General features: G+C 40.1%; 24 protein-coding genes. 7 read left to right on the forward strand and 17 right to left on the reverse strand.

Annotated features, from left to right (window positions below):
* Positions 1-29: 29 nt before the first annotated feature.
* The 14 genes from F903_RS11415 to F903_RS11480 all read right to left on the reverse strand — a co-directional run bounded on the left by F903_RS11415 (position 30) and on the right by F903_RS11480 (position 11,871).
* The gene (locus F903_RS11415; protein WP_005197182.1) at positions 30-803 is read right to left on the reverse strand and encodes a TatD family hydrolase; all 774 of its coding nucleotides are present in this window, start codon (positions 801-803) and stop codon (positions 30-32) included.
* Between the two features lie 22 nt (positions 804-825).
* Positions 826-1,170: a PilZ domain-containing protein gene (locus F903_RS11420; protein WP_004671391.1), complete on the reverse strand. Its 345-nt coding sequence runs from the start codon at positions 1,168-1,170 to the stop codon at positions 826-828.
* A 359-nt stretch (positions 1,171-1,529) separates the two neighbouring features.
* Positions 1,530-1,838, reverse strand: coding sequence for a hypothetical protein (locus F903_RS11425; protein WP_004671393.1), 309 nt, complete (start codon positions 1,836-1,838; stop codon positions 1,530-1,532).
* A gap of 202 nt (positions 1,839-2,040) precedes the next feature.
* Positions 2,041-3,042 carry a DNA polymerase III, delta' subunit gene (locus F903_RS11430; RefSeq protein ID WP_005197185.1) on the reverse strand — a complete coding sequence of 334 codons (1,002 nt, stop codon included), beginning with the start codon at positions 3,040-3,042 and terminating at the stop codon, positions 2,041-2,043.
* A 1-nt stretch (position 3,043) separates the two neighbouring features.
* On the reverse strand, positions 3,044-3,805 hold the full coding sequence (kdsB, locus tag F903_RS11435) for a 3-deoxy-manno-octulosonate cytidylyltransferase (protein WP_005197186.1): 762 nt from the start codon (positions 3,803-3,805) through the stop codon (positions 3,044-3,046).
* Positions 3,806-3,814: 9 nt separating this feature from the next.
* Positions 3,815-4,825, reverse strand: a complete 1,011-nt coding sequence (gene lpxK / locus F903_RS11440; protein ID WP_005197188.1) for a tetraacyldisaccharide 4'-kinase — start codon at positions 4,823-4,825, stop codon at positions 3,815-3,817.
* 2 nt (positions 4,826-4,827) lie between these two features.
* Positions 4,828-6,555, reverse strand: coding sequence for a lipid A export permease/ATP-binding protein MsbA (gene msbA / locus F903_RS11445; protein ID WP_005197191.1), 1,728 nt, complete (start codon positions 6,553-6,555; stop codon positions 4,828-4,830).
* Positions 6,552-6,980 carry an ExbD/TolR family protein gene (locus tag F903_RS11450; protein WP_004671404.1) on the reverse strand — a complete coding sequence of 143 codons (429 nt, stop codon included), beginning with the start codon at positions 6,978-6,980 and terminating at the stop codon, positions 6,552-6,554. Before F903_RS11450 ends, msbA begins: the two co-directional genes overlap by 4 nt.
* Before the next feature lie 14 nt (positions 6,981-6,994).
* On the reverse strand, positions 6,995-7,624 hold the full coding sequence (locus F903_RS11455; protein ID WP_005197193.1) for a MotA/TolQ/ExbB proton channel family protein: 630 nt from the start codon (positions 7,622-7,624) through the stop codon (positions 6,995-6,997).
* Between the two features lie 55 nt (positions 7,625-7,679).
* Complete coding sequence (locus tag F903_RS11460; RefSeq protein WP_005197195.1) at positions 7,680-8,567, reverse strand: ParB/RepB/Spo0J family partition protein; 888 nt, start codon at positions 8,565-8,567, stop codon at positions 7,680-7,682.
* Positions 8,564-9,346 carry a ParA family protein gene (locus F903_RS11465; protein ID WP_005197197.1) on the reverse strand — a complete coding sequence of 261 codons (783 nt, stop codon included), beginning with the start codon at positions 9,344-9,346 and terminating at the stop codon, positions 8,564-8,566. The genes F903_RS11460 and F903_RS11465 overlap by 4 nt, the downstream gene beginning before the upstream one ends.
* A gap of 18 nt (positions 9,347-9,364) precedes the next feature.
* Entirely contained in the window at positions 9,365-10,000 is a 636-nt protein-coding gene (gene rsmG / locus F903_RS11470) for a 16S rRNA (guanine(527)-N(7))-methyltransferase RsmG (protein ID WP_005197198.1), read from the reverse strand.
* A 168-nt stretch (positions 10,001-10,168) separates the two neighbouring features.
* Positions 10,169-10,858, reverse strand: coding sequence for an N-acetylmuramate alpha-1-phosphate uridylyltransferase MurU (gene murU, locus F903_RS11475; RefSeq protein WP_005197199.1), 690 nt, complete (start codon positions 10,856-10,858; stop codon positions 10,169-10,171).
* Positions 10,858-11,871 (reverse strand): aminoglycoside phosphotransferase family protein, encoded by a 1,014-nt coding sequence (locus F903_RS11480; RefSeq protein WP_005197202.1) that lies wholly within the window; start codon positions 11,869-11,871, stop codon positions 10,858-10,860. Before F903_RS11480 ends, murU begins: the two co-directional genes overlap by 1 nt.
* 118 nt (positions 11,872-11,989) lie before the next feature.
* Between F903_RS11480 and F903_RS11485 the strand changes: the two genes are divergently transcribed.
* Positions 11,990-14,464, forward strand: coding sequence for an LPS-assembly protein LptD (locus tag F903_RS11485; RefSeq protein ID WP_005197217.1), 2,475 nt, complete (start codon positions 11,990-11,992; stop codon positions 14,462-14,464).
* A complete protein-coding gene (locus tag F903_RS11490; protein WP_005197219.1) occupies positions 14,464-15,771 on the forward strand; it encodes a peptidylprolyl isomerase in 1,308 nt (435 codons plus the stop codon). The genes F903_RS11485 and F903_RS11490 overlap by 1 nt, the downstream gene beginning before the upstream one ends.
* Positions 15,772-15,881: 110 nt before the next feature.
* On the opposite strand, the gene fba is transcribed toward F903_RS11490, so the two are convergent.
* The 3 genes from fba to F903_RS11505 form a co-directional block, all read right to left on the reverse strand.
* Positions 15,882-16,919, reverse strand: a complete 1,038-nt coding sequence (gene fba, locus F903_RS11495) for a class II fructose-bisphosphate aldolase (RefSeq protein WP_005197220.1) — start codon at positions 16,917-16,919, stop codon at positions 15,882-15,884.
* A gap of 214 nt (positions 16,920-17,133) precedes the next feature.
* Positions 17,134-18,285 carry an ATP-dependent RNA helicase RhlB gene (gene rhlB, locus F903_RS11500; RefSeq protein ID WP_034595158.1) on the reverse strand — a complete coding sequence of 384 codons (1,152 nt, stop codon included), beginning with the start codon at positions 18,283-18,285 and terminating at the stop codon, positions 17,134-17,136.
* A 106-nt stretch (positions 18,286-18,391) separates the two neighbouring features.
* Positions 18,392-18,604, reverse strand: coding sequence for a cold-shock protein (locus tag F903_RS11505; protein ID WP_004653893.1), 213 nt, complete (start codon positions 18,602-18,604; stop codon positions 18,392-18,394).
* A 356-nt stretch (positions 18,605-18,960) separates the two neighbouring features.
* Between F903_RS11505 and F903_RS11510 the strand changes: the two genes are divergently transcribed.
* From F903_RS11510 to F903_RS11530, 5 genes are all read left to right on the forward strand, one after another.
* The gene (locus F903_RS11510) at positions 18,961-19,203 is read left to right on the forward strand and encodes a sulfurtransferase TusA family protein (RefSeq protein ID WP_034595159.1); all 243 of its coding nucleotides are present in this window, start codon (positions 18,961-18,963) and stop codon (positions 19,201-19,203) included.
* A gap of 138 nt (positions 19,204-19,341) precedes the next feature.
* Positions 19,342-20,211: an RNA polymerase sigma factor RpoH gene (rpoH, locus tag F903_RS11515; protein ID WP_004671421.1), complete on the forward strand. Its 870-nt coding sequence runs from the start codon at positions 19,342-19,344 to the stop codon at positions 20,209-20,211.
* A 101-nt stretch (positions 20,212-20,312) separates the two neighbouring features.
* On the forward strand, positions 20,313-20,678 hold the full coding sequence (locus tag F903_RS11520) for a DUF423 domain-containing protein (RefSeq protein ID WP_004671423.1): 366 nt from the start codon (positions 20,313-20,315) through the stop codon (positions 20,676-20,678).
* 9 nt (positions 20,679-20,687) lie between these two features.
* Positions 20,688-20,885: a sulfur carrier protein ThiS gene (gene thiS, locus F903_RS11525; RefSeq protein ID WP_004671424.1), complete on the forward strand. Its 198-nt coding sequence runs from the start codon at positions 20,688-20,690 to the stop codon at positions 20,883-20,885.
* 26 nt (positions 20,886-20,911) lie between these two features.
* Positions 20,912-21,697 (forward strand): thiazole synthase, encoded by a 786-nt coding sequence (locus F903_RS11530; protein WP_005197222.1) that lies wholly within the window; start codon positions 20,912-20,914, stop codon positions 21,695-21,697.
* Positions 21,698-21,710: the final 13 nt, after the last annotated feature.

Raw genomic sequence — 21,710 nt, forward strand, 5'->3', positions numbered from 1 at the left:
ACTCTCTTTCCTAATACAACAAAAACCGTTTATTTAAAATTTAAAAGATTTTCAAAATTCTGTGTAGTAATCACACCAATCTCTTCAACTGATTTATGATATACATCAGCCAAGGCTTTTGCTACATACGGCACATATTTAGGTTCGTTGGTTTTTCCTCGATAAGGCATAGGTGCCAAATAAGGACTATCTGTTTCAATCAGTACCCGATCTAATGGAACTTGTTTTGCAACATCACGCAAATCTTGTGCATTTTTAAATGAAATAATGCCAGAAAACGAAATATAATAACCACAATCTAAAACTGCTTTTGCCGTTTCCCAGTCTTCAGTAAAACAATGCAATATGCCATGACTAGATTGTTCAGCTTGAATAATATCAACTGTATCGTGCTTAGCAGAGCGTGTATGTACAACCACTGGCTTCTTCACAATTTTTGATGCTTGAATATGTCGAGCAAAACACTGTTTTTGCTCAGCGACAAAATCTGTGCTGTGATAATAGTCTAAGCCTGTCTCTCCCAAAGCCCAGACCTTTTCGGATTGGGCTAGTTCGACTAAATAGTCCGTTGTCGCACGTGCCATCACATGACCATCTTCACAGGGATGCACACCCACTGTATAGCCCACATCATCATGACGGGAAGCAATTTCTGCCAGTTTAATATGGTCATCAAGATCAACAGAGATTCCCATAAATTTTAAAACACCGGCAAGTCGAGCTTGTGCGAGTGCTTGATCTAGATCCCCATCATAAGGAGTCAAATCTAACAGGGTTAAATGGCAATGCGTATCAACAAACACTCTTTCTTCCTATTCATTTTGCTTACATCGTATAACTTGGACGATCCATTGCTTTAGAACCTGCCAATAATTTCTCAGCTTCGTTCTTATAATATACACCTTTTTCGCCAGCCAACTGGATCGCAAAACCTTGTGGCTTGAAATGTGTCTGTTTGTGCGAGATCCAAATGACTTTACCTGTGAGCGGGATCTTTTGTGATTGCTCTGGTAATGTCGCCAAAATAAAAACTTCCTGTCCCATTTTTACTGCTTGTTTAGTTGGAACAAATAATCCGCCTCCTTGTACAAAAGGCATATAGCTCGATTGTAAAGTGGCCTTATCAGGAATATTGACCTGTATAATCCCACCCATCATTTGATGTTGCATAACCTTCCCCTGTTAAATACATAAAAAATATCGACATCGTTTTAATGTTGATAAACTTACAAAAACAATCAATTCGCTTTGATCTGCTTTATAAACGTCCTTAGAATTACCGCTTACTTAGTATCTATACATGATTTATCATTTGATTATAGAAAACAATCCTAGAAACAACAAATGCTGTTTCAGCAAAATGTTGTGAAAACACTCAAAACGGCCTGTATTTAGTTAGATTAGGGGTTTACATAGACCTTGCAGCTCACGACATCAGACCAAACTTTCAAATCATGCGTATGACAAAAACTAAAAAACCGCTCATCATCAGAATACCTCATGAGCGGTTTACTTTATTTTAAAAGGGCTTATTTTTCAGTGCACTTATAATCAAAATTTAGTTTACTAATCGCTTGATCGGTATGTCGTGTCACAACAGCGATCTGCCGCGCCCCTGCTTCAATGTAAAGTTTACCGCTGAACTGATTCGATTTTGCATTTTGTTGATTATGATTAAATGAGTAGCTATACACGCACTCATAGGCTTGCGAACCATGATTAGATGCGTTGATCAGAATAGATGAGCCATTGATATTTGACTCAAACTTGGGCTCAGCCATTGCAATGGCTGGTAAAATTACAAGTGATAATGCAACAGCTATAGATCTTATTTTCATCATCATATTCCTTATTTTTTGATATTATTGTGAAGTACCTCACATTTTATATATTTTTAGTTCGGAAGTTATAATAAAAAACAATTTAAATACAATCTTTACAAAACATCTTAAAATGCAGTCCCACCTTAAAAGTGACTATCCAATTAGCCACAAAAATATGGATTCTTGCGAATCAAAAGCATGATAGTCCATCACTTTGTTATTGCGAAAACCCAAGCTCAACATTCATCAACTGAATAAATAACTCATCTAAGACCAATTGCGACTGTACATTCTGCGCCACCATCAGCTTCTTTTGTTGTACGTCAGCATAAATCGCAAATAAACGTTCTAAATGATATTGTTCAGCTAAATCTCGAAAATCTAAATCATCATTTCTCAATGATTGATTCAACTTAAAACTGATTAAATCTGCTAATAAATATTCGAACATGGTCATCAATTCTGTAAAACTTAACTCTTTAGACCATTTGTTGGCATAGTGCAACGGCATACTTTTTTCAGCAACTAATTTTAGCCAATCACTTAAAAATGAAGTGCGTTTTTGCAACCAACCACTTTGCTCTATTTCAATCGCAGTCAATGGCATTCCGTTGGCTAGATTTAACAATAATGAAATATGTTGAGTGCCAATGTTTGGAACTTGTTGTTGCACAAATGACTGTGCATCTTCCACACTTAAGCGATCTAAAGAGAAACGTTGCAAACGACTGCGAATCGTTGCAGGTAATTTTAAATAATGATCGGCAAGTAAAATCAAAATGACTTTCTCACCCGGTTCTTCAAGTGTTTTCAGTAAAGCATTTGCAGAAGCCATATTTAACGCTTCCGCAGGTTCAATCACGATAACTCGCCACCCCTCACCAGTTTGCTGAACAAAAGGAAGTAAATCTCGTATTTTTTCTATTTTAATTTTCGCATTTTGTTTTTTATTGTCTTCATCTGTGGTGATGTGCACATAATTCGGATGTGTATCTGATTTCAACCATTGGCAGCTTGCACATTCGCCACAGGCTGCTTGAGGCTGTTTATTCGCACATAATATCCAAGCAACAAAGCGCTCAGCAAACTCTTTTTTAGCACAGCCTTGCTTGCCATAGAATAATAGGCCATGCCCTATTTCTGGAAATCGGGTTGTCAGCAATTCCCAAGTTTGTTCATGCCAAGCGTAAGTTTTTGTAGACTGGATATCGACGATCATATTATTCAAATGCGCTCACTGGCATTGCATTCAGTCGATCTAAATCAGCTTGAGTATCGACACCTGGTGGTAAGTTGGCTTCGGCAACTGCAATCGCAATACGATGGCCATTTTCTAGCACTCGAAGTTGCTCTAAACTTTCTAATTGCTCTAATTGACCTTGATCCCATGTGACATATTCTTGCAGTAATTTCACTCGATAAGCATATAAACCTAAATGACGAAATGCCTGATCATGTACCCTGGCTTCAGCTTGTTTCGCGCCATCACGATCATATGGAATTGTGGCACGACTAAAATAGAGTGCTTCATTGCGATTAGACATCACGACTTTAACGATACTATCGCGTTGAAACTCATCTAAATGATAAATTCGCTCGCACAATGTTGACATTGAACATTGCGGATTATCAACAAGAAGCCGTGTTACTTGTTTAACGAGCTGTGCAGGAAGTAATGGTTCATCACCTTGAACATTGACAATAATATCGTCTGCTGCCCAACCTTTAATGCGTGCAACCTCACTCAAACGATCTGTCCCAGATGGATGGTCGGCACTGGTTAAAACCACATCCACACCTTCGGCACGACAAACATCAGCAATTCGAGGATCATCAGTGGCTACACATAAATCATCAAAGCCATCAACCTTACTCGCCTGATCGACCACACGTAAAATCATCGGACGACCATGAATCAATAAAAGTGGTTTTGCTGGCAAACGAGAACTCGCAAAACGAGCAGGTATAACGATATGTTTCATGGTGTTTCTCTAAGAAAATTGAATACCGACTTGTTGCAACTGCTGTTTCAACAAATCATAACAATCAGATGATAAAACAGCTTCAACTGGCACAACCCAAATTGGGATATTAAAATCAGAATGCTGTTGCAATAAACTTTTAAATTTTACAGCATCTTTTTCGGTCGTAATAATTGCATCTTGCGAATCAAAGATTAAATCTTCGACTTCATAATCATAATGATCTGGAAACTCATGCGCTTGATATTGACTCACACCAAGCTTACTCAATGTTTGATAAAAGCGCTGTGGAAAGCCAATACCGACGACCGCATTAAAATATTGGTTCGCATCAAACCAACTTAACTCTAGATGAGTATTGAGCAGATAAGGCTTTCCCACATCTAAATGCATATTTTTATGTGGCTGAGCAACTTTAGTATGCTCGATAACTGTGCTGCTTTTTAATCTTGATTTTGGTTCTCGCAAATACCCTTCGGGTAATAGTTTTTCGTTGCCCAAACCACGGTTTTGATCCAATACAATCCATTCAATCTGACGACCTAAAGCCCAATGCTGAAGACCATCATCACTAATAATCAAATCAAGATCACCCGCGGTTCGCAACAGCAACTCTATAGATGCTTGACGATTTGGCCCAACAGCCATCGGCACATCGGTCGATTGAACAATCAAACAAGGCTCATCACCAACAACGGAGGGCTCAGATGACTGTTCCACGCTTGCAGGAAAAGGACCTTGTCCGCCATAACCACGACTGATCACCCCAACACGTACACCTTGCTGTTGTAAATATTTCACCAACTCAATCAGCAATGGGGTTTTACCACTTCCACCAACCGTAATATTACCAATCACCATGATGGGCACAGGCGCGTGATAAACACTTTTGATGCCTACTTTATACAAGCTTTGATTTAGACAAAAACCAAACCGATATAACCATGACAATGGGCGCAAAACAATTAACCATGAAGCTTGTTCATTCCAAGCATCTTGTATACGTTGCGCCATCGACATGCTTAATCTTCCTCAAAATTACGCTGATGTAACTGGTAATACATACCATGTTTAGTAAGTAACTCTGTATGCGTACCCTGCTCTATAATCGTACCTTTGTCCATCACGACAATAATATCCGCATTTTCAACCGTTGATAGACGGTGTGCAATCACAATCGTTGTACGACCTTGCATCGCCTCATCAAATGCTTGTTGAATAAAGTATTCGGACTCATTATCAAGCGCACTGGTTGCTTCATCTAAAATCAAGATCGGTGAATTTTTCAAAATTGCTCTGGCAATCGCAATACGCTGACGTTGACCACCAGATAGATTTAAACCTTGCGCACCTAGAACGGTGTCATACCCATGCGGCAACTCCATAATAAAGTCATGCGCATAGGCTGCTTTCGCCGCTGCAATGATTTGCTCATCACTTGAATCTTGCAGTTGTCCATAGGCGATATTGTCACGCACGCTACGGTTGAATAGCACCACTTGTTGGTTCACCATCGCAATTTGCGAACGCAAACTAAGCAACTCAATCTCTTGAACAGGAATATCATCAAAATAAATCTGACCGCGACTCAGTTCTTGGAAGCGCGGCAACATATTCACTAACGAGGTTTTACCCGCACCAGAGCGCCCAACCAATGCAATCGTTTGCCCAGCTTTTATATCTAAAGTGAAGTCTTTAATCGCATGGGTGCCATCGCTATATTGCAAATTTGCATGATCAAATCGAATATTGCCTTTCAATGCAGGTTTTAATTGGCCTTTATTTTCTTCTTCTGGTAGATCCAATAACTCAAAAACCGAATGCGCAGCAGCTAAACCACGTTGTAGTTTTTCATTGATATCCGTTAAGTTTTTCACTGGCTTAGAAATCAAACCTGCAGCAGTAATATAAGCTACAAATTCACCAGCTGAAGTATCACCAAATACTTGTGGTCTTAACGCTAACCAAAGAATAAGTGCCATTGCACAAGACAAAACAAGCTGAACAACAGGACTGTTAATATTTTGAACCACGACCATTTTTAAACCACGGCGAAGGTTTTCTACCGATGATGTATAAAAACGTTGTTGTTCGAAAGCTTCACCTGTAAAACTTTTGACTACTGAATTACCATTAATGGTTTCTTGAACCACGTGATTGACATCACCCATGGTATTTTGTACTTGCAGTGAAAGCTTACGCATTCGTTTCGCAGCAACACGAACTAACAAGCCAATCACAGGCATAAATACAATAATACAAAGCGTTAAGCGCCAGTTGGTATAAAATAAATAACTGAGCAGCGCGATCACAATTAAACCATCTTTTACGACGGTTTGCAGTGAGTCCGACGAGGCTGCTGTTAACTGTTGTACGTTGTACATCAACTTAGAACTGATATGTCCTGAAGTATTATCAAGATAATATTGTGCAGGTAGCCTTAGGAGTTTCGCATAAACTTCTTGGCGAATACTAAACACCAATCTTCTTGAAATTACTGCTGTAAAGTAGCCACCTAGAAACAAGCCTATGCCGCGGAAAAACATAAGCAAAATAATTAAAACTGGAAACCAGTTTAAATTTTCTCGACTACCTTCCTGAATCGCATCAATAATATATTTAAGTAGTTTAGCGACCGACACCTCGGTGGCGGCATTGATACTAAAACCAAGCAATACTAATAAGGCAACGCCCCAATAAGATTTTAAATAAGTTAAAAGACGCAAATAGACTTTAAAATCTTGACTCACTCAGTAAAACCTCTAGTTGGAACTTTAGTGCTAATGTTGACATTGACAAAGCCAAGCTGTCCCGCCACATCCATCACACGAATCACATCTTGATGTGCTGCATTTGAATCAGCGGCAATAATGAACATAAAATCTCGGCGATCTTGGGCAACTTGTTTAATTGCAGTGCTTAGGTCAGCAATTTCTTTGCTTGATAATGCTTGACCATTCACAGAATAATACCCTTTTGAGTCTACCATGATTTCAATTTTGTGATCGAATTGTTTCGGCGGAACGCCTTGCGCATCAGGCAGCGTAAGATTTATACGACTTTGCTGACTAAAAGTGGTTGAAAGCAATAAAAACACCAAAATAAATAACATGCAATCAATCATTGGTGTCAAATTGATATGAATATCTTCAACCTGAGAACGTTTAAATTTCATCATGACACCTATGCTTAGCTTGCACGACGGTGTTCTTGTACATGCGCTGCTTTTTTATAAAAAAGCGCGGCATGAAACAATGTTGATTGTTGCTCTAGCTCAGCAACATATTCAAGTACTACTCGTTGAAAATAGCGGTACGCAATCATGGCAGGAATAGCAATTAACATCCCGACAGCAGTGGTAATTAGCGCAGTCGAAATCCCTGGCATCATCATGCTTGCATTACCAGAAGAACCAATATCAACCACCAAAAAAGCCTCGATGATGCCAATGACCGTACCCAACAAGCCAAGTAATGGTGCAATTGCACCTAATGTACCTAAAAAATTGATATTCTTTTCTAGATAACTGATTTCTTGTGAAGCCGTGGCTTCCATTTGCGCACGAGCAAATTGCTCACCTTGGTTTTGATGTGCATAGCCCGCTTTTAGGATACGACCTAAAGGGCTATTTTGAGCGTCATCATGTTCTAAATGTGAAATAACTGATTCTACATCAGCCCCCTGAACAAGGAGTGCTTGAGGTAAAACCTGCGAACGCTTCAACCGGATGAAACGCTCAATGATAATCGCAACCGTAAAAATTGATGAGAAAATAAGGGGCAGCATCAACCAGCCACCCGCTTTCACAAGTTCCCACATATTATTCCCCAATAATATTTAAAATATAAAAGGATGGTTTCTCAATATTATCAGTTTAATTCGGTAAACAAATATTTAGGATTCCATCCAACTCATCCAATGAATGATATTGAATCACTAATTTCCCTTTGCCTTTTTGATTATGGTCTATTTTCACATTTGCCCCAAAACGTTCAGATAACTTTTGAGTCAGTTGTTCAATATCTGGAGAAATTAGCGCCTTTTCCTTTTCAGGTTTTGGCTCATTCCACTCACGAACCAATTGTTCAGTTTGACGTACCGATAAGCCTTTTTCAATAACGATATCTACAACTGCAATTTGATCTTTGGCCTTTAGGGTCAAAATGGCACGTGCGTGCCCCATATCGATTTGACCTTGCTGCATAAAGTCTTTAATTGGGTCAGCCAAACTGAGTAACCGCAATAAATTACTAACTGTCGTCCGTGCTTTACCAACAGTTTCAGCAATCTCCTGATGACTTAAACCAAATTCTTCATGGAAACGCTGTAAAGCCAAAGCCTGATCGATCGGATTTAAATCTTGACGTTGAATATTCTCGATTAACGCCAAAGCAATCGCCACTTGATCATTGAGTTCACGCACAATTGCAGGGATTTCTGTCAATCCCGCCATCTGCGCTGCGCGCCAACGACGCTCACCCGCAATAATCTCGTATGGATACTGTTCATCGTCGACAGGACGAATCACAATTGGTTGCATCACACCATGTTTTTCAATCGAAGAAGCAAGCTCTTTTAACTCTTGCTCCTGAATAAAACGACGCGGCTGATACTCCCCACGTTTCAATAAATTGACATCAATCTGCTTGAGTTGACCATGATCTAAAGCTTGTGCTTCAAGTTGCAATTTCTCTTTCTGAATTGAACCTAGTAGCGCATCTAAACCACGACCTTTAGCCAACCCGCGTTTTTTGATGCTCATACAGCACTTCCTTTTTTCACTTTACTTTTCTTCAATATTTCTGCGGCCAAATTCAAATATGCGACCGCACCTTTCGAGCTTTTTTCAAAATAGATCACAGGTAAACCGTGTGCAGGTGCTTCAGCCAAACGGATATTTCTTGGTACAACCGTATCATACAGTTTCTTACCAAAATATTGCTCCAACTCAGCCGAGACATCACGTGTCAATGCATTACGAGCATCGTACATGGTACGTAATACCCCAACAATTTCCAAGTTTGGATTAAGGGCTTTTTGTATACGATCAATTGTTTGTGTTAAATCAGCCAACCCTTCCAAAGCATAATACTCACATTGCATTGGTATAATCACACCAGTGACAGCAGCCAAGGCATTGACCGTAATAAGGCTTAAACTTGGCGCACAGTCGACAATAATATAATCATAAGATGCGGAAATTTCTTGCAATGCATTTTTAAGAATAAACTCACGTCCATCTTGCTCTGCAATTGCAAGCTCGACACCTGCAAGCTCACGATTTGCGCCTAATACCTTATAACCCACCTCGGCTTTTTGAATTGCAGTCTCGATTGGAACTTCACCCAGAAGGACGTCGGTTATTGAATAAAGAAGATCATTTTTTTGAACGCCAGACCCCATTGTGGCATTGCCTTGTGAATCCATATCAATCAACAAGACACGTTTCTTTAAGATCGCCAAGGACGCAGCAAGATTTACGGCTGTCGTGGTTTTCCCGACACCACCTTTTTGGTTTGCAATCGCAATAATTTGAGCCATGATTACCCTTAATATTTTTTATTGAATACGTTGAAGTAAAAGTAAATGACGCTGTTCATCTAATCTTGGTACCCGAAGCTCAATCACTTTACACGAATATTTATCTTTCAACTGCACAACCTCATCCGTTGGGATTAAGCCTTTCATCGCAGCAATGATGCTCTGCTCATGCATATAAGGTTGTGCCGCATCCACAAAGTCAGACAATGATGCAAAAGCTCGACTTGTAATGACATCGAAATGACCAAGCTCATTGATGCTTTCTTCATTTTCAACACGTGTTTGCACTGCAATTACATTTTTTAGCTTCAAATCTGCGATAAATTGTTTCAAGAAACGAATCTTTTTACCATTTGAATCCAACAACACACAATGACGTTCTGGTTGACACAATGCAATGATCATGCCCGGCATACCACCACCGGTACCCACATCCAACAAACGCCCCTGTGGTAAATCTTTTAAGATACTTAAACTATCCAATAAATGTTTAACCAACATTTCTTTAGGGTCACGAATAGCCGTCAGGTTATATGCCTTATTCCATAGCACTAAAGCATCTTGATATTTCAGTAAGAGTGTTAGGGTTTCTTCGCTTAGGCTTAATCCTAAGGCTTGACTTCCTTGCTTTAATTCTTGAAAAAAAGGATGCATAACGGTGCAACATCTCGATAAATTTGCTGTGCAGTATACCGATTTCTGATACAAGACACAGTAGGACTTGTTGAACGATTATGCAGTTAAACATTTTACAGCATGATAAACTGCACAATCCTCTGTATTTTACCATTCTTCATACAAATCAAAGATAGACAAGGTATTTTATAAAAGCTCGCCTTGCTGAATTTGTTGATCAAGTTGTTCTAAACGCTCAGGCGTTCCAACATCCACCCAAACGGCTTGCATTTTCTCAGCCGAAACCTGCTGTTGTTGCATCGCTTGCTTTAACAATGGAGCTAATGGTCGCTTTCCACCCTCTAAACCAGCAAACATTTGTGGAGATAATACGGCCACACCACTATAAGTCAGCGCCTCACCCAATTGTGCCTGCTCAAAAGTATAAGCATGCTCATTTGCTAGAATAAAGTCACCTTTTAGATGTTGTGGTGGGTTTTCAACCAACACCAAATGAGCTTGTTTATCACCCAGTTCAACATTCAACAACGAGGAGAAATCCATCGTCGTCCATACATCACCATTGACCAAGATGAATGGCTGATCACCCAACAACGGCAATGCATTGATGATTCCACCTGCAGTTTCAAGCCCTTCACCTTCATGCGACCACAGAATATTTACACCAAATTGGCTGCCATCACCTAAATCAGCAACAAGTTTTTCAGCTAACCAAGCCGTATTAATGACGATTTCAGTTATACCAATTTGTTGTAGCTTTTCAATATGCCAAACAATCAATGGTTTCCCACCGACTTCTAACAGAGGTTTTGGCGTATGTAAGGTTAAAGGTCGCATGCGATTGCCCAGACCCGCAGCAAGAATCATCGCTTTCATTATGCCGCAACCTCGTAATTACCATATTTCACAACAAACTTCGGCATCACCACATCACGAATGAACTGCATAAAGTCATTTAATTCATCATAGCCTTGGCTTTCTTCAAGCAAATACCACATCACTCGTGGCAAATCACTTAAATAACCAGATTTTCCGTCGCGCTCAAACAAACGCACAAAAATACCTAGAATTTTGAGATGACGCTGAATCGCCATAAGATCTGCATCGCGTTTGAACTGTTCAAAACTGCGGCTTTCTCTGGTAGAGCTAGGCAACAAATTATAAAACAGCTCAAACCAGTGATATACACGTTCAGCATTCCATTGCACATAAGCATCACGTGTAATCGAAATGAGATCATAAGTGTCAGCACCAATCACGGCATCCTGAAAATCAATCACACCCAAATCTTGTTCATTCTCAATTTTCATGAGGTTTCGACTATGAAAGTCACGGTGCACAATCACTTGTGGTTGATTGGTCGCCTCGACAGCCAGAAAGTCAAATGCTTGCTCAATCGTTTCAAGCTGCTGCTCTGTAGGCTGAATATTCAACGAAGGCAACAACCACTCCGTCAATAATCGCATTTCAGTCATCAACTTTTCATACGAATATGCTGGCAAATGGTCTCGGCCATCAATTTGCTGCAATTCGATCAACTGCTTAAAACTCTGCGCATAGTATTGATCGACTGTTTCATCATTCAACAATGTAGATAGCACTACATCACCAAAATCTTCTAACAGCAGCAAACCTTGCGCTAAGTCTTTCGCAACGATATGGGGCACACGAACACCATGCCGATCAAAGAACTCATCAATACTCACAAATGGAATACAATCTTCTTTTTCAGGAGGAGCATCCATCAGCATATATGTTTTGTTTTGTAACTTGATTCGCGCATAGCGGCGGAAGCTAGCATCACCCGCTAAAAAGCTGATCTCGAACTGATCAGATTGCAGCGTGGTATGCAGCCAAGTTTGTATCAATTGTTCACGTTGTGTATTCATTTGCAATAAAATCTAAAACTAGCTGAGATTTTGAAAGCTTAAGTGTAGCCACTTATCAACTTTTTCTCTATGATGCGACAATAATTAATTGTGAATTAGCATATTGGTTAATGAGACAATGAAACATCAGTTTAAATATAATCCTTTAGCAACTGCTATTTTGACACTCTTGTGTGGCGGCTCGATTCAATCAAGTCTCGCAGCGGATCAATCTGTGCCGTTTACGTCTCATGCCTCTACGCTTGACAATACTCAGCTCAAAGCCCTTGCTCAACAGGAGCAAGAGACTTATGCAGGAGAAAAATTTTTCCAGCAATATTATGTTGACAAGTCTGCGCCAGAAGCACAATTACGCAACAATCAATATTTAAGTTCAGCTTTCTGTCAAGGCACATGGGTCACACCGATCAACCCTGTCACCAAAACTGCTGATCAGAATGCAACAACATCCGTCATTACAGCCGATTATGGACACTACGATCCAAATGGCGACTCTGTTTTGCAAGGTAATGTGGTGATTGATCAAGAAGGTCGTATGATTCGTGCGGATCACGTCATTCTTGATTCCACGCAAACTCATGCCAATGCACAAGGCCGTGTTCAACTTGCACAAGCTGGCTTACTCACCCAAAGTGATCAAATCAACTATAACTTAAAGACTCAAACAGGCGATTTAAACAATAGTTTTTATATCACCGAACAACAGCATGCGCACGGTCATGCCAACCAAATTCGACGTCAAAATGAAAATCTAGTTGTTTTTACAGATGCAAGCTATACTGCGTGTCCACCTGGCCAAAAACCAGCATGGAAAATCCAAGCCAAGCAAATCGAACTTAATCAAGAGACTGGGCGTGGTGTCACACGCGGCACAAAACTCTATGTAAAAGATGTACCTGTAATTGCTGTACCTTATTTTAACTTCCCCATAGATGACCGACGCACTACTGGTATGCTAAGCCCTAACTTTGGCTATAGTAACGATGGTGGCGCCCAACTCTCAGTCCCTGTCTATCTGAATTTAGCACCAAACTACGACTTAACACTTACACCAAGTTTTATGAGTAAACGTGGTGTTAAGTTAGATGCCGAATACCGCTACATGACCGAAAACTTCGGTTCAGGTCAAATTTGGGGTGGCTATATACCAAATGATAAAGAGTACGATAAAGAAAATCGCTCAGACCTACACTTTATTCATAATTGGAACATCAATGACCAATGGTCAACCTACTTAGAATATAATTACGCATCTGATAAAGATTATTTTTCTGATTTCAATAATAACCCCAACACGAGAACCGATTTAAACTTACGTCGTGCTTGGGAGCTTAATTATCGAAATGGTATTCCTGGACTCAAAGCACAATTAAAAGTTGAAGATTTTCAAACTTTAGATAAAACCATTAAGGATGCAGATAGGCCCTATGCTCGACTTCCACAATTTTTATTAAATTATACAATTGGGGACCCACAAGGTTTACAGTACGAGTTTAATAATGATACCGCTTATTTCAAAAAATCTATTAGTGATGGCTCTGCCTTAGAGTCTAGTGGTACACGTATTTACAACCAGTTTGCAGTACGCTATAACCACATTACACCATCATGGTTTTATGTCATTCCAGAAGTATCTATACGTAGTATCAACACCTTCTTTGATCAAGACTCTAAAGAAGGGCGCGGACTTTCTACCTCAGATGACTTAGAGAAATCCGTTGTCGTCCCTCAATTTACGCTTGCGACAGGTTTGACCTTTGAAAAAGATGGTAAATACCTACAAAGTATTTCCCCTCGTGCTTTCTATGCCTATTCACCATATAAAAAGCAAGACGACTATCCGAACTTCGACTCGACTACAGCCTCGATCAGCTATGACCAACTTTTCAATCCTTACCGCTTTTATGGACATGACCGCCTAGAAGATAATAACTTTTTATCTTTAGGGCTAACTTACAGTCTATTGGATATGGAAGGTTTGGAGCGTATTCGTGCCAGTGTCGGTCAAAGTTACTACTTCAACGATCGTCGTGTTAGTTTAAATGAGGAACTTGATCGCTTTGATACACAAAGTCGCACAGGACCAATTGTGAGCTTATCTAGCCAACTGAATCAGAATGTCACTATTAGTGCAAACTCAGCTTGGATGTCAAATGGAGATAACGCACAACGCGATTTCCAAGCCTACTACACAGGTGATAAAGGCAATCTCTACAATGTCGGTTATTTCTACCGAAAAGACATTAAAGATCGCCAAGATGCATATGACCAAGTTGTTGCATCCTTTATACAACCCGTAAAAGATAATTGGCGTATTATGGGTCATGCTCAATATGACCTAGACAATAATCTGATACGAGAATATTTACTTGGCGTAAATTACGAATCATGTTGTTGGGCTGTCTCAGTTTATGGCCGTTCTTACTATAACGACTTGGATGATCCAAACCTTCCAGATGTAAGTAGAAAGCGTGCTGTAATGGCAGAATTTACACTCAAAGGTCTAGGCGCTTTAAACAATAAACTTGCTTCTCTTCTCGAGAATAGAGTTTTAGGCTTTAACAAAATCAATCAATCTTGGACACAACGTTAATGAAGATAAAACATTTTCAACATATCTTTAGAGCCACTGTTCTCGCTGCCCTAATTTCTTCATCAATGCATAGCGTTGCTCAACCTACGGATGAGGTTGTTGCAATTGTGGATAGTAGTGTCATTCTCAGAAGTGATTTAGTGCAAGGAATTGCTGAAACCGAACACCAGTTAAAAGCGCAAAATAAGCCAGTCCCTCCACAACAATACTTACAAATGCAGGTTTTGGATCAACTTATTGTTCGCCAAGCCCAACTGGAACAAGTAAAGCGGTATGGTATTAAAGCTGATGAAAATAGCTTAAATGCGGCGGTATTGAGAGTTGCAAACCAGTCTGGTTCAAGCACACTCTCCGCTTTCCAGCAAAAGCTAGATGCGATTGCACCGGGTACTTATGAAAACTTACGTAATCGTATTGCTGAAGATCTCGCAATTGGCCGTCTGCGCCAACAACAAGTCATGTCTCGCATCAAAATCAGCGATCATGATGTTGAAAACTTTTTAAACTCACCAGAAGGTCAAGCCGCACTTGGTACGCAAGTTCATGTCATCCATATGCGTATTGCTGGTGAAAATACCGCTGAAGTACAAAAAGTTGCTCAAGAAGTAAGAAAATCTCTAACCACGAGTGATGATCCTAAAGCCATCAGCACCAAGTTTTCAACTTCAGCAGTTACCGTTGATGGTGCAGATATGGGCTTCCGCTCTTTATCAGACATTCCAACAGAGCTATCTGCTCGTATTACCCCATTAAAAGTCGGACAAACGACTGAACTGGTTAACGTTCGTGATGGCACACATGTCTTAAAATTGCTTGATCGCAAACAAAATGATCAAAAAGCCCTAGTACCCCAATATCAAACACGCCACATCCTCATTCAATCATCAGAGGTTGTTAGCCTCGATCGTGCCAAACAAATGATTGATAGTCTCTATAATCGAGTCAAGGCTGGTGATGATTTTGCGACCCTCGCTGCAACCTATTCAAATGATCCCGGTTCAGCTCGTGATGGCGGAAGTCTTGGCTGGGTGAGTCCAGGTGTGATGGTGCCAGAGTTTGACAAGGTCATGAAAGACATACCTGTTGGACAAGTAAGTGAACCGTTCCAAAGCCAATTTGGTTGGCATATTTTAGAAGTTATGGACACCCGCCAACAAGATATGACCAAAGAAGCCCAAGAACGTATGGCTCGTCAGATCTTAGGTGAGCGCCAGTTTGAAATGGAAGTAGATAGTTGGTCACGTGAACTTCGTGCCAATGCCTATGTTGAAATCAAAGATGTAAGCTTAGATGCAAAAGCACAATAAGCATCAGTAACCACCTTCAAGAAAATGCCAGCTTATCGCTGGCATTTTTTCTAGCTGAAATAAAAAAACAGCGACAATTGCCGCTGTTTTTAATTCATCACAAATCGGTTTTATTTGTAACGATCAACCATTTTCTCTAAAGAAATTGGGCGAATCTTGTCTGCATTACCCGCTGTACCAAATGCTTCGTAACGAGCGACACAAATATCTTTCATTGCTTCAACAGTTTCACCAAAGAATTTACGCGGATCAAACTCACTTGGTTTCTCAGCCATCATACGACGCATTGCGCCTGTAGAAGCCAAACGTAAATCGGTATCAATATTAATCTTACGCACACCATGCTTGATCGCCTCTACAAGCTGATCTACTGGCACACCATAAGTTTCTTTAATATCGCCACCATATTGATTGATTACCGCTAACCACTCTTGTGGTACAGAGCTTGAACCATGCATCACAAGATGCGTATTTGGTAACGCAGTATGGATTTCTTTAATGCGATCAATTGCCAAGATATCGCCTGTAGGTGGACGAGTAAACTTGTACGCACCATGTGAAGTGCCTACAGCAATCGCCAAAGCATCCACATTAGTATCCGTAACGAATTGAGTTGCTTCTTCAACAGAGGTTAAAAGCTGAGAATGATCAAGTACACCTTCTGCACCTACACCATCTTCTTCACCAGCCATACCAGTTTCAAGGCTACCCAAGCAACCGATCTCACCTTCAACTGAAACACCACATGCATGTGCCAATGCAACCACACGACGTGTTACATCAACATTATAATCATACGAAGTTGGCGTTTTACCATCTACACCCAATGAACCATCCATCATCACCGAGCTAAAGCCCAACTGAATCGAACGTTGGCAAATATCAGGACTTGTACCATGATCTTGGTGCATTACCACAGGAATATGTGGCCACTCTTCAATCGCCGCCAAAATAAGATGACGCAAGAAAGGTGCACCTGCGTATTTACGCGCACCAGCCGAAGCTTGCACGATTACAGGTGAATTTGTCGCATCTGCAGCAAGCATAATTGCGCGCATTTGTTCTAAGTTGTTTACGTTAAACGCTGGTACGCCGTAGTTATGTTCTGCAGCGTGGTCCAAGAGCTGGCGCATCGAGATTAGAGCCATAATATCCTCCCAGGTAATGCGCCATATTCTACATGTTGATCTATTTCAATTCAGCAACTAATCGCAGGATTTCAAAAAAAAACTGAATCTTTTGTGTAATTTGCGTATCAAGACACACTTACAAATAAAAAAGACCAAATCAAAAAAATGATTTAGTCTTCTATGAATCAAATGTTTGGTTTTAAAACAACCAAGTCACTCTATTTACTTAAATCTAGCAATAGCCTTCCATTCGAGTCAGCGGTAATTTTTTACCAATCGCTTTTTCAATCTCTGGTAAATAAAATGCATCATCTTCTGACAAGAAACTAATACTCACACCCTGTGCGCCTGCACGCCCAGTACGACCAATACGATGTACGTAATCGTCAGATTGTTCAGGCAGAGTAAAATTAATGACATGTGAAACACCATCCACATGGATACCACGACCCGCAACATCCGTTGCAATCATAATATTGTTCTTGCCATTCTTAAATTGATCTAGCATTTTCACGCGCTTATCTTGCGCAATTTCACCTGATAACATCCCAACTCGATAACCATCGCGTTTCAAATGATCATACAAACGACGCACTTGATCACGACGGTTTGCAAAGATCATGACCTTATCAATCGGTTCATCACGAAGTATTTCTTGTAAAAGCTTATACTTATCTTGCTTCGCAACCATATAAACTCGTTGCTCCACATCACTATTGGTCTTTTGCTCTGGTTCGATTTCAACCGTTACAGGCTCAAACAACCATTGACGTGCAAGATTTAAGACGTCATAACTAAATGTTGCAGAAAATAATAATGTTTGACGTTGCTCTTTAGGCGAGGAAAAACGAACAATTCTTTTTACAGAAGGAATAAAACCCATATCGAGTAAACGGTCAGCCTCATCAATCACTAAGAATTCGATGCGATCCAACCAAACTTCTTTTTGTTCAACAAAATCAATTAAACGCCCTGGTGTTGCGACAATAATATCAACAAAGTTGCGATCCAACATTTTCTTTTGCTTATCGAAATCCACACCACCCAACAAGGTCACAACATGCAAATCTGAAAATTTTGTAAGTGCCTGCGCATCACTTTCGATTTGCAAAGCCAACTCACGAGTAGGCGCCAAAATTAACGCACGCGGCTCACCACGAAAGCGCTGGTCTTGAATCGGATTATTTAATAGATCATTGATCACACTCACCAAAAAGGCAGCTGTTTTACCTGTACCTGTTTGTGCTCGACCAATGGCATCATGCCCTGCTAGCGTATATTTCAAAACCTTTTGTTGAATTGGGGTCATCTGAGTAAAACCCAAAGCATCAATCGCTTTTTTCAACTGCGGATGTAAATTTAAGGTTTCAAAACCTGGTGTCATATATGCTCTCGAACCATCAATGACCAAAACAAAGTCGTTATTATAAACAAAAACGCCCCAATATAACATTGGAGCGTTTCATATTGCATTAAAGCAATAAAACAAATTAGTCTAAAGGCTGAACGTTTTCAGCTTGGAAACCTTTTTGTCCTTGAACTACGCTGAATTCAACGCGTTGGCCGTCACGTAAAGAACGGTGACCGTCGCCCATAATTGCGCGGAAATGAACAAATACGTCATCACCACCGTTACGCTGAATAAAACCAAAGCCTTTAGTGTCGTTAAACCACTTTACTACGCCTTGTTCACGAGCTGTCATAAGTCAATCCTCAGATATTGAAAGATAAGGACCTTCCGGTGTTGCAAACAGCAGAGCCAACAAGGTTTTAAAATTTTTTATAATTTTAAAGCTTGTAATCATTCTGTAAAACTAACAACAATTTCCGGTTACATCCATTTGTTATAGGTTTTGGTACAATCTAATTGTATTAAACATTCCCTAAAACGCACCGAGCTTAACATGGGTTTCTAACAATTAATAGATTTATTTTAAGTTATTTCCCCTGTTTCCATTGATTTCGTACGATTATTTAGTTGCATTTTTAATAAAACTTTTTCTCTAAAAGCCTTTCAAAATTTGTTAAGATCATTTTGAATGAAGTTATTTAAATGATTATGACCTTTACACTTTCTAGCTCAACTGAAGTTATTGATGCTTTAGGACAACCCTGTCCGATGCCACTACTTTTGCTCAAACGCGCCCTAAAAAAAGCAAACGGTAAAATACAATACCTATTAAAGTCTTCTGATCCACATAGTGAAATTGATGTAACACGATATTGCCAAATTCAGCAACTACAATGCCAAGTCCAAAAAGTTTCAGAAAATGAATTCCACTATTTAATTGAATCTCTTTAGGGTTTTTCCAATTTACTTTTTTTGTTAAACTCTTGGTAAAGTTAGATTTACATTTATATACTCAAATTTCCTTAATGATGAAGCACATTCGCATTAAGATGAAATTGCTGACTCAATACCATCCTATAAGGAGACTCCATGACTACTGACAGCAGCAATCAATTGATGCCCCTGTCATTGTCTGCGCCTGGCGTAAACCTTGGTGCATATATCAGTACTGTCAATCAAATTCCGATCTTAACGGCCGAGCAAGAAAAAGAACTTGCTGATCGTTATTATTACGACCAAGACCTTGATGCTGCCAAACTATTGGTCATGTCACATTTACGCTTTGTGGTGCACATCGCGCGTAGCTACGCAGGCTACGGATTACCACAAGGTGATTTGATCCAAGAAGGCAATCTTGGATTAATGAAAGCAGTAAAACGTTTCGATCCAAATATGGGCGTTCGTTTGGTCTCGTTTGCCGTGCATTGGATCAAAGCTGAAATTCATGAATATGTGATTCGTAACTGGCGTATCGTCAAAATAGCGACCACCAAAGCTCAACGTAAATTATTTTTTAATTTACGCAGTCTAAAAAAATCAAGTAAAAAGCTGACGCTTGAAGAAGCAAAAGCCATAGCACGTGATTTAAATGTCACAGCAGAACAAGTGATTGAAATGGAAGGTCGTTTAACCGCTTATGATGCTGCATTTGAAGCACAAGGCGATGACGATGATGACACACCTCATACCGCACCAGCGCTTTATTTAGAAGATAGCCGTTACGACCCTGCTCGACTTGTCGAAGAACAAGACTACGAAGAGCAAAGTACTGCTGCTTTACATGAGGCAATGGATCAGCTGGATGACCGATCGCGTAATATTTTACAACGCCGTTGGCTAGATGATGATAAGTCTACCTTGCATGAGCTTGCTGCTGAATATAACGTTTCTGCCGAACGTATTCGCCAGCTAGAAAAAAATGCAATGGAAAAAATCAAAACCGCAATGTCAGCGAGTTAAAATACAACAAAAGGGCTTATAGCCCTTTTGTTGTATTTGGCTATGCTTAACTTTCTGAATATGGTAACTTTACCACTCAAATTTCTAGTTACATTGTAATTATGTGGATTGCAATTTCTGCGCTTAATCTTGCGCTTGCGGTGATGCTCGGTGCCTTTGGTGCACATGGCTTAAAGTCTTTTGCTACGCCTGAACAACTTACTTGGTGGGCTACAGCAACACAATACTTCTTCTATCATGCTATTGGTTTGCTTATCTTGGCTGTATTAAATAAAACCACACCAACCTTTCCAATAAAAATTCCTTTTATTTTGATTCAAATTGGTATCCTCTTTTTCTGCGGTTCGTTGTACATTATGGCGCTTGGCTTACCTAGAATATTAGGTGCAATCACCCCGATTGGTGGTGCATTTATGATTGTGGGTTGGGTGCTACTCGCATGGCAAGCAATCAAGCATGCGAAATAAGGATTTATCATGCAAATCTATCTAAATGGCGAGTTAACTGACACGTCTTGCGAAAACCTACAGCAACTGATTCAAGACTTAGCCCTAGAAGGCAAACGCTTCGCTGTAGAAAAGAATCAACAGATCATTCCGAAAAGTAAACTTGAGCAAACAACAATTGCTCCTGAAGATCGTATTGAAATTATTCAAGCTGTTGGTGGCGGCTAATTGGCTAAAAATGGAGTAATAAGCCCATGCAAGATTCCCCTTTAATTATTGGTTCACGTACTTTTCAATCACGTTTATTGGTCGGAACTGGTAAATATAAAGATTTAAATGAAACTGATTTAGCCATCCAAGCCAGTGGTGCTGAGATTGTCACGGTGGCGATTCGTCGTGTAAACATTGGACAGCACCCAGATCAACCCAACTTACTTTCAGTGATTCCACCTGAGAAATACACGATCTTGCCAAATACCGCAGGCTGTTTCGATGCTGATAGCGCAATTCGTACATGTATGCTGGCACGTGAACTACTTGATGGTCATAACTTGGTCAAGCTCGAAGTGCTTGGTGATGAGAAAACCTTATATCCAAATGTGACAGCGACGCTTAAAGCAGCTCAAACATTGATTGATGATGGTTTTGAAATCATGGTCTACACATCTGATGATCCAATTGTCGCTCAAGAACTTGAAAGCATGGGCTGTGTCGCGATTATGCCTTTGGGTAGCTTGATTGGTTCTGGTTTAGGGATTCTGAATCCGCATACGATTTCAATCATCAAAGAAAATGCCAAAGTTCCTGTGTTAGTTGATGCAGGTGTAGGTACGGCTAGTGATGCTGCGATTGCGATGGAACTGGGCTGCGATGGTGTATTGATGAACACGGCGATTGCGGCTGCTCAAAATCCGGTTTTGATGGCTTCAGCAATGAAGAAAGCAGTTGAAGCAGGTCGTGAGGCATTTTTAGCAGGCCGTATGCCGCGTAAACGCATGGCAAATGCAAGCTCACCTGAGACTGGGTATTTCTTTAAATAAGAATTGAGTAATA

It is taken from the genome of Acinetobacter sp. NIPH 298, assembly GCF_000369505.1.
In the GTDB taxonomy this organism is placed as follows: Bacteria; Pseudomonadota; Gammaproteobacteria; order Pseudomonadales; family Moraxellaceae; genus Acinetobacter.

Coding starts and splice junctions, on each gene's coding strand:
- F903_RS11420 (WP_004671391.1), bottom strand. CDS start 1,170: ATGCAACATCAAATGATGGGTGGGATTATACAGGTCAATATTCCTGAT.
- F903_RS11425 (WP_004671393.1), bottom strand. CDS start 1,838: ATGAAAATAAGATCTATAGCTGTTGCATTATCACTTGTAATTTTACCA.
- F903_RS11430 (WP_005197185.1), bottom strand. CDS start 3,042: ATGATCGTCGATATCCAGTCTACAAAAACTTACGCTTGGCATGAACAA.
- kdsB (WP_005197186.1), bottom strand. CDS start 3,805: ATGAAACATATCGTTATACCTGCTCGTTTTGCGAGTTCTCGTTTGCCA.
- lpxK (WP_005197188.1), bottom strand. CDS start 4,825: ATGTCGATGGCGCAACGTATACAAGATGCTTGGAATGAACAAGCTTCA.
- F903_RS11450 (WP_004671404.1), bottom strand. CDS start 6,980: ATGAAATTTAAACGTTCTCAGGTTGAAGATATTCATATCAATTTGACA.
- F903_RS11455 (WP_005197193.1), bottom strand. CDS start 7,624: ATGTGGGAACTTGTGAAAGCGGGTGGCTGGTTGATGCTGCCCCTTATT.
- F903_RS11460 (WP_005197195.1), bottom strand. CDS start 8,567: ATGAGCATCAAAAAACGCGGGTTGGCTAAAGGTCGTGGTTTAGATGCG.
- F903_RS11465 (WP_005197197.1), bottom strand. CDS start 9,346: ATGGCTCAAATTATTGCGATTGCAAACCAAAAAGGTGGTGTCGGGAAA.
- rsmG (WP_005197198.1), bottom strand. CDS start 10,000: ATGCATCCTTTTTTTCAAGAATTAAAGCAAGGAAGTCAAGCCTTAGGA.
- murU (WP_005197199.1), bottom strand. CDS start 10,858: ATGAAAGCGATGATTCTTGCTGCGGGTCTGGGCAATCGCATGCGACCT.
- F903_RS11480 (WP_005197202.1), bottom strand. CDS start 11,871: ATGAATACACAACGTGAACAATTGATACAAACTTGGCTGCATACCACG.
- F903_RS11485 (WP_005197217.1), top strand. CDS start 11,990: ATGAAACATCAGTTTAAATATAATCCTTTAGCAACTGCTATTTTGACA.
- F903_RS11490 (WP_005197219.1), top strand. CDS start 14,464: ATGAAGATAAAACATTTTCAACATATCTTTAGAGCCACTGTTCTCGCT.
- fba (WP_005197220.1), bottom strand. CDS start 16,919: ATGGCTCTAATCTCGATGCGCCAGCTCTTGGACCACGCTGCAGAACAT.
- rhlB (WP_034595158.1), bottom strand. CDS start 18,285: ATGACACCAGGTTTTGAAACCTTAAATTTACATCCGCAGTTGAAAAAA.
- F903_RS11505 (WP_004653893.1), bottom strand. CDS start 18,604: ATGACAGCTCGTGAACAAGGCGTAGTAAAGTGGTTTAACGACACTAAA.
- F903_RS11510 (WP_034595159.1), top strand. CDS start 18,961: ATGACCTTTACACTTTCTAGCTCAACTGAAGTTATTGATGCTTTAGGA.
- rpoH (WP_004671421.1), top strand. CDS start 19,342: ATGACTACTGACAGCAGCAATCAATTGATGCCCCTGTCATTGTCTGCG.
- F903_RS11520 (WP_004671423.1), top strand. CDS start 20,313: ATGTGGATTGCAATTTCTGCGCTTAATCTTGCGCTTGCGGTGATGCTC.
- thiS (WP_004671424.1), top strand. CDS start 20,688: ATGCAAATCTATCTAAATGGCGAGTTAACTGACACGTCTTGCGAAAAC.
- F903_RS11530 (WP_005197222.1), top strand. CDS start 20,912: ATGCAAGATTCCCCTTTAATTATTGGTTCACGTACTTTTCAATCACGT.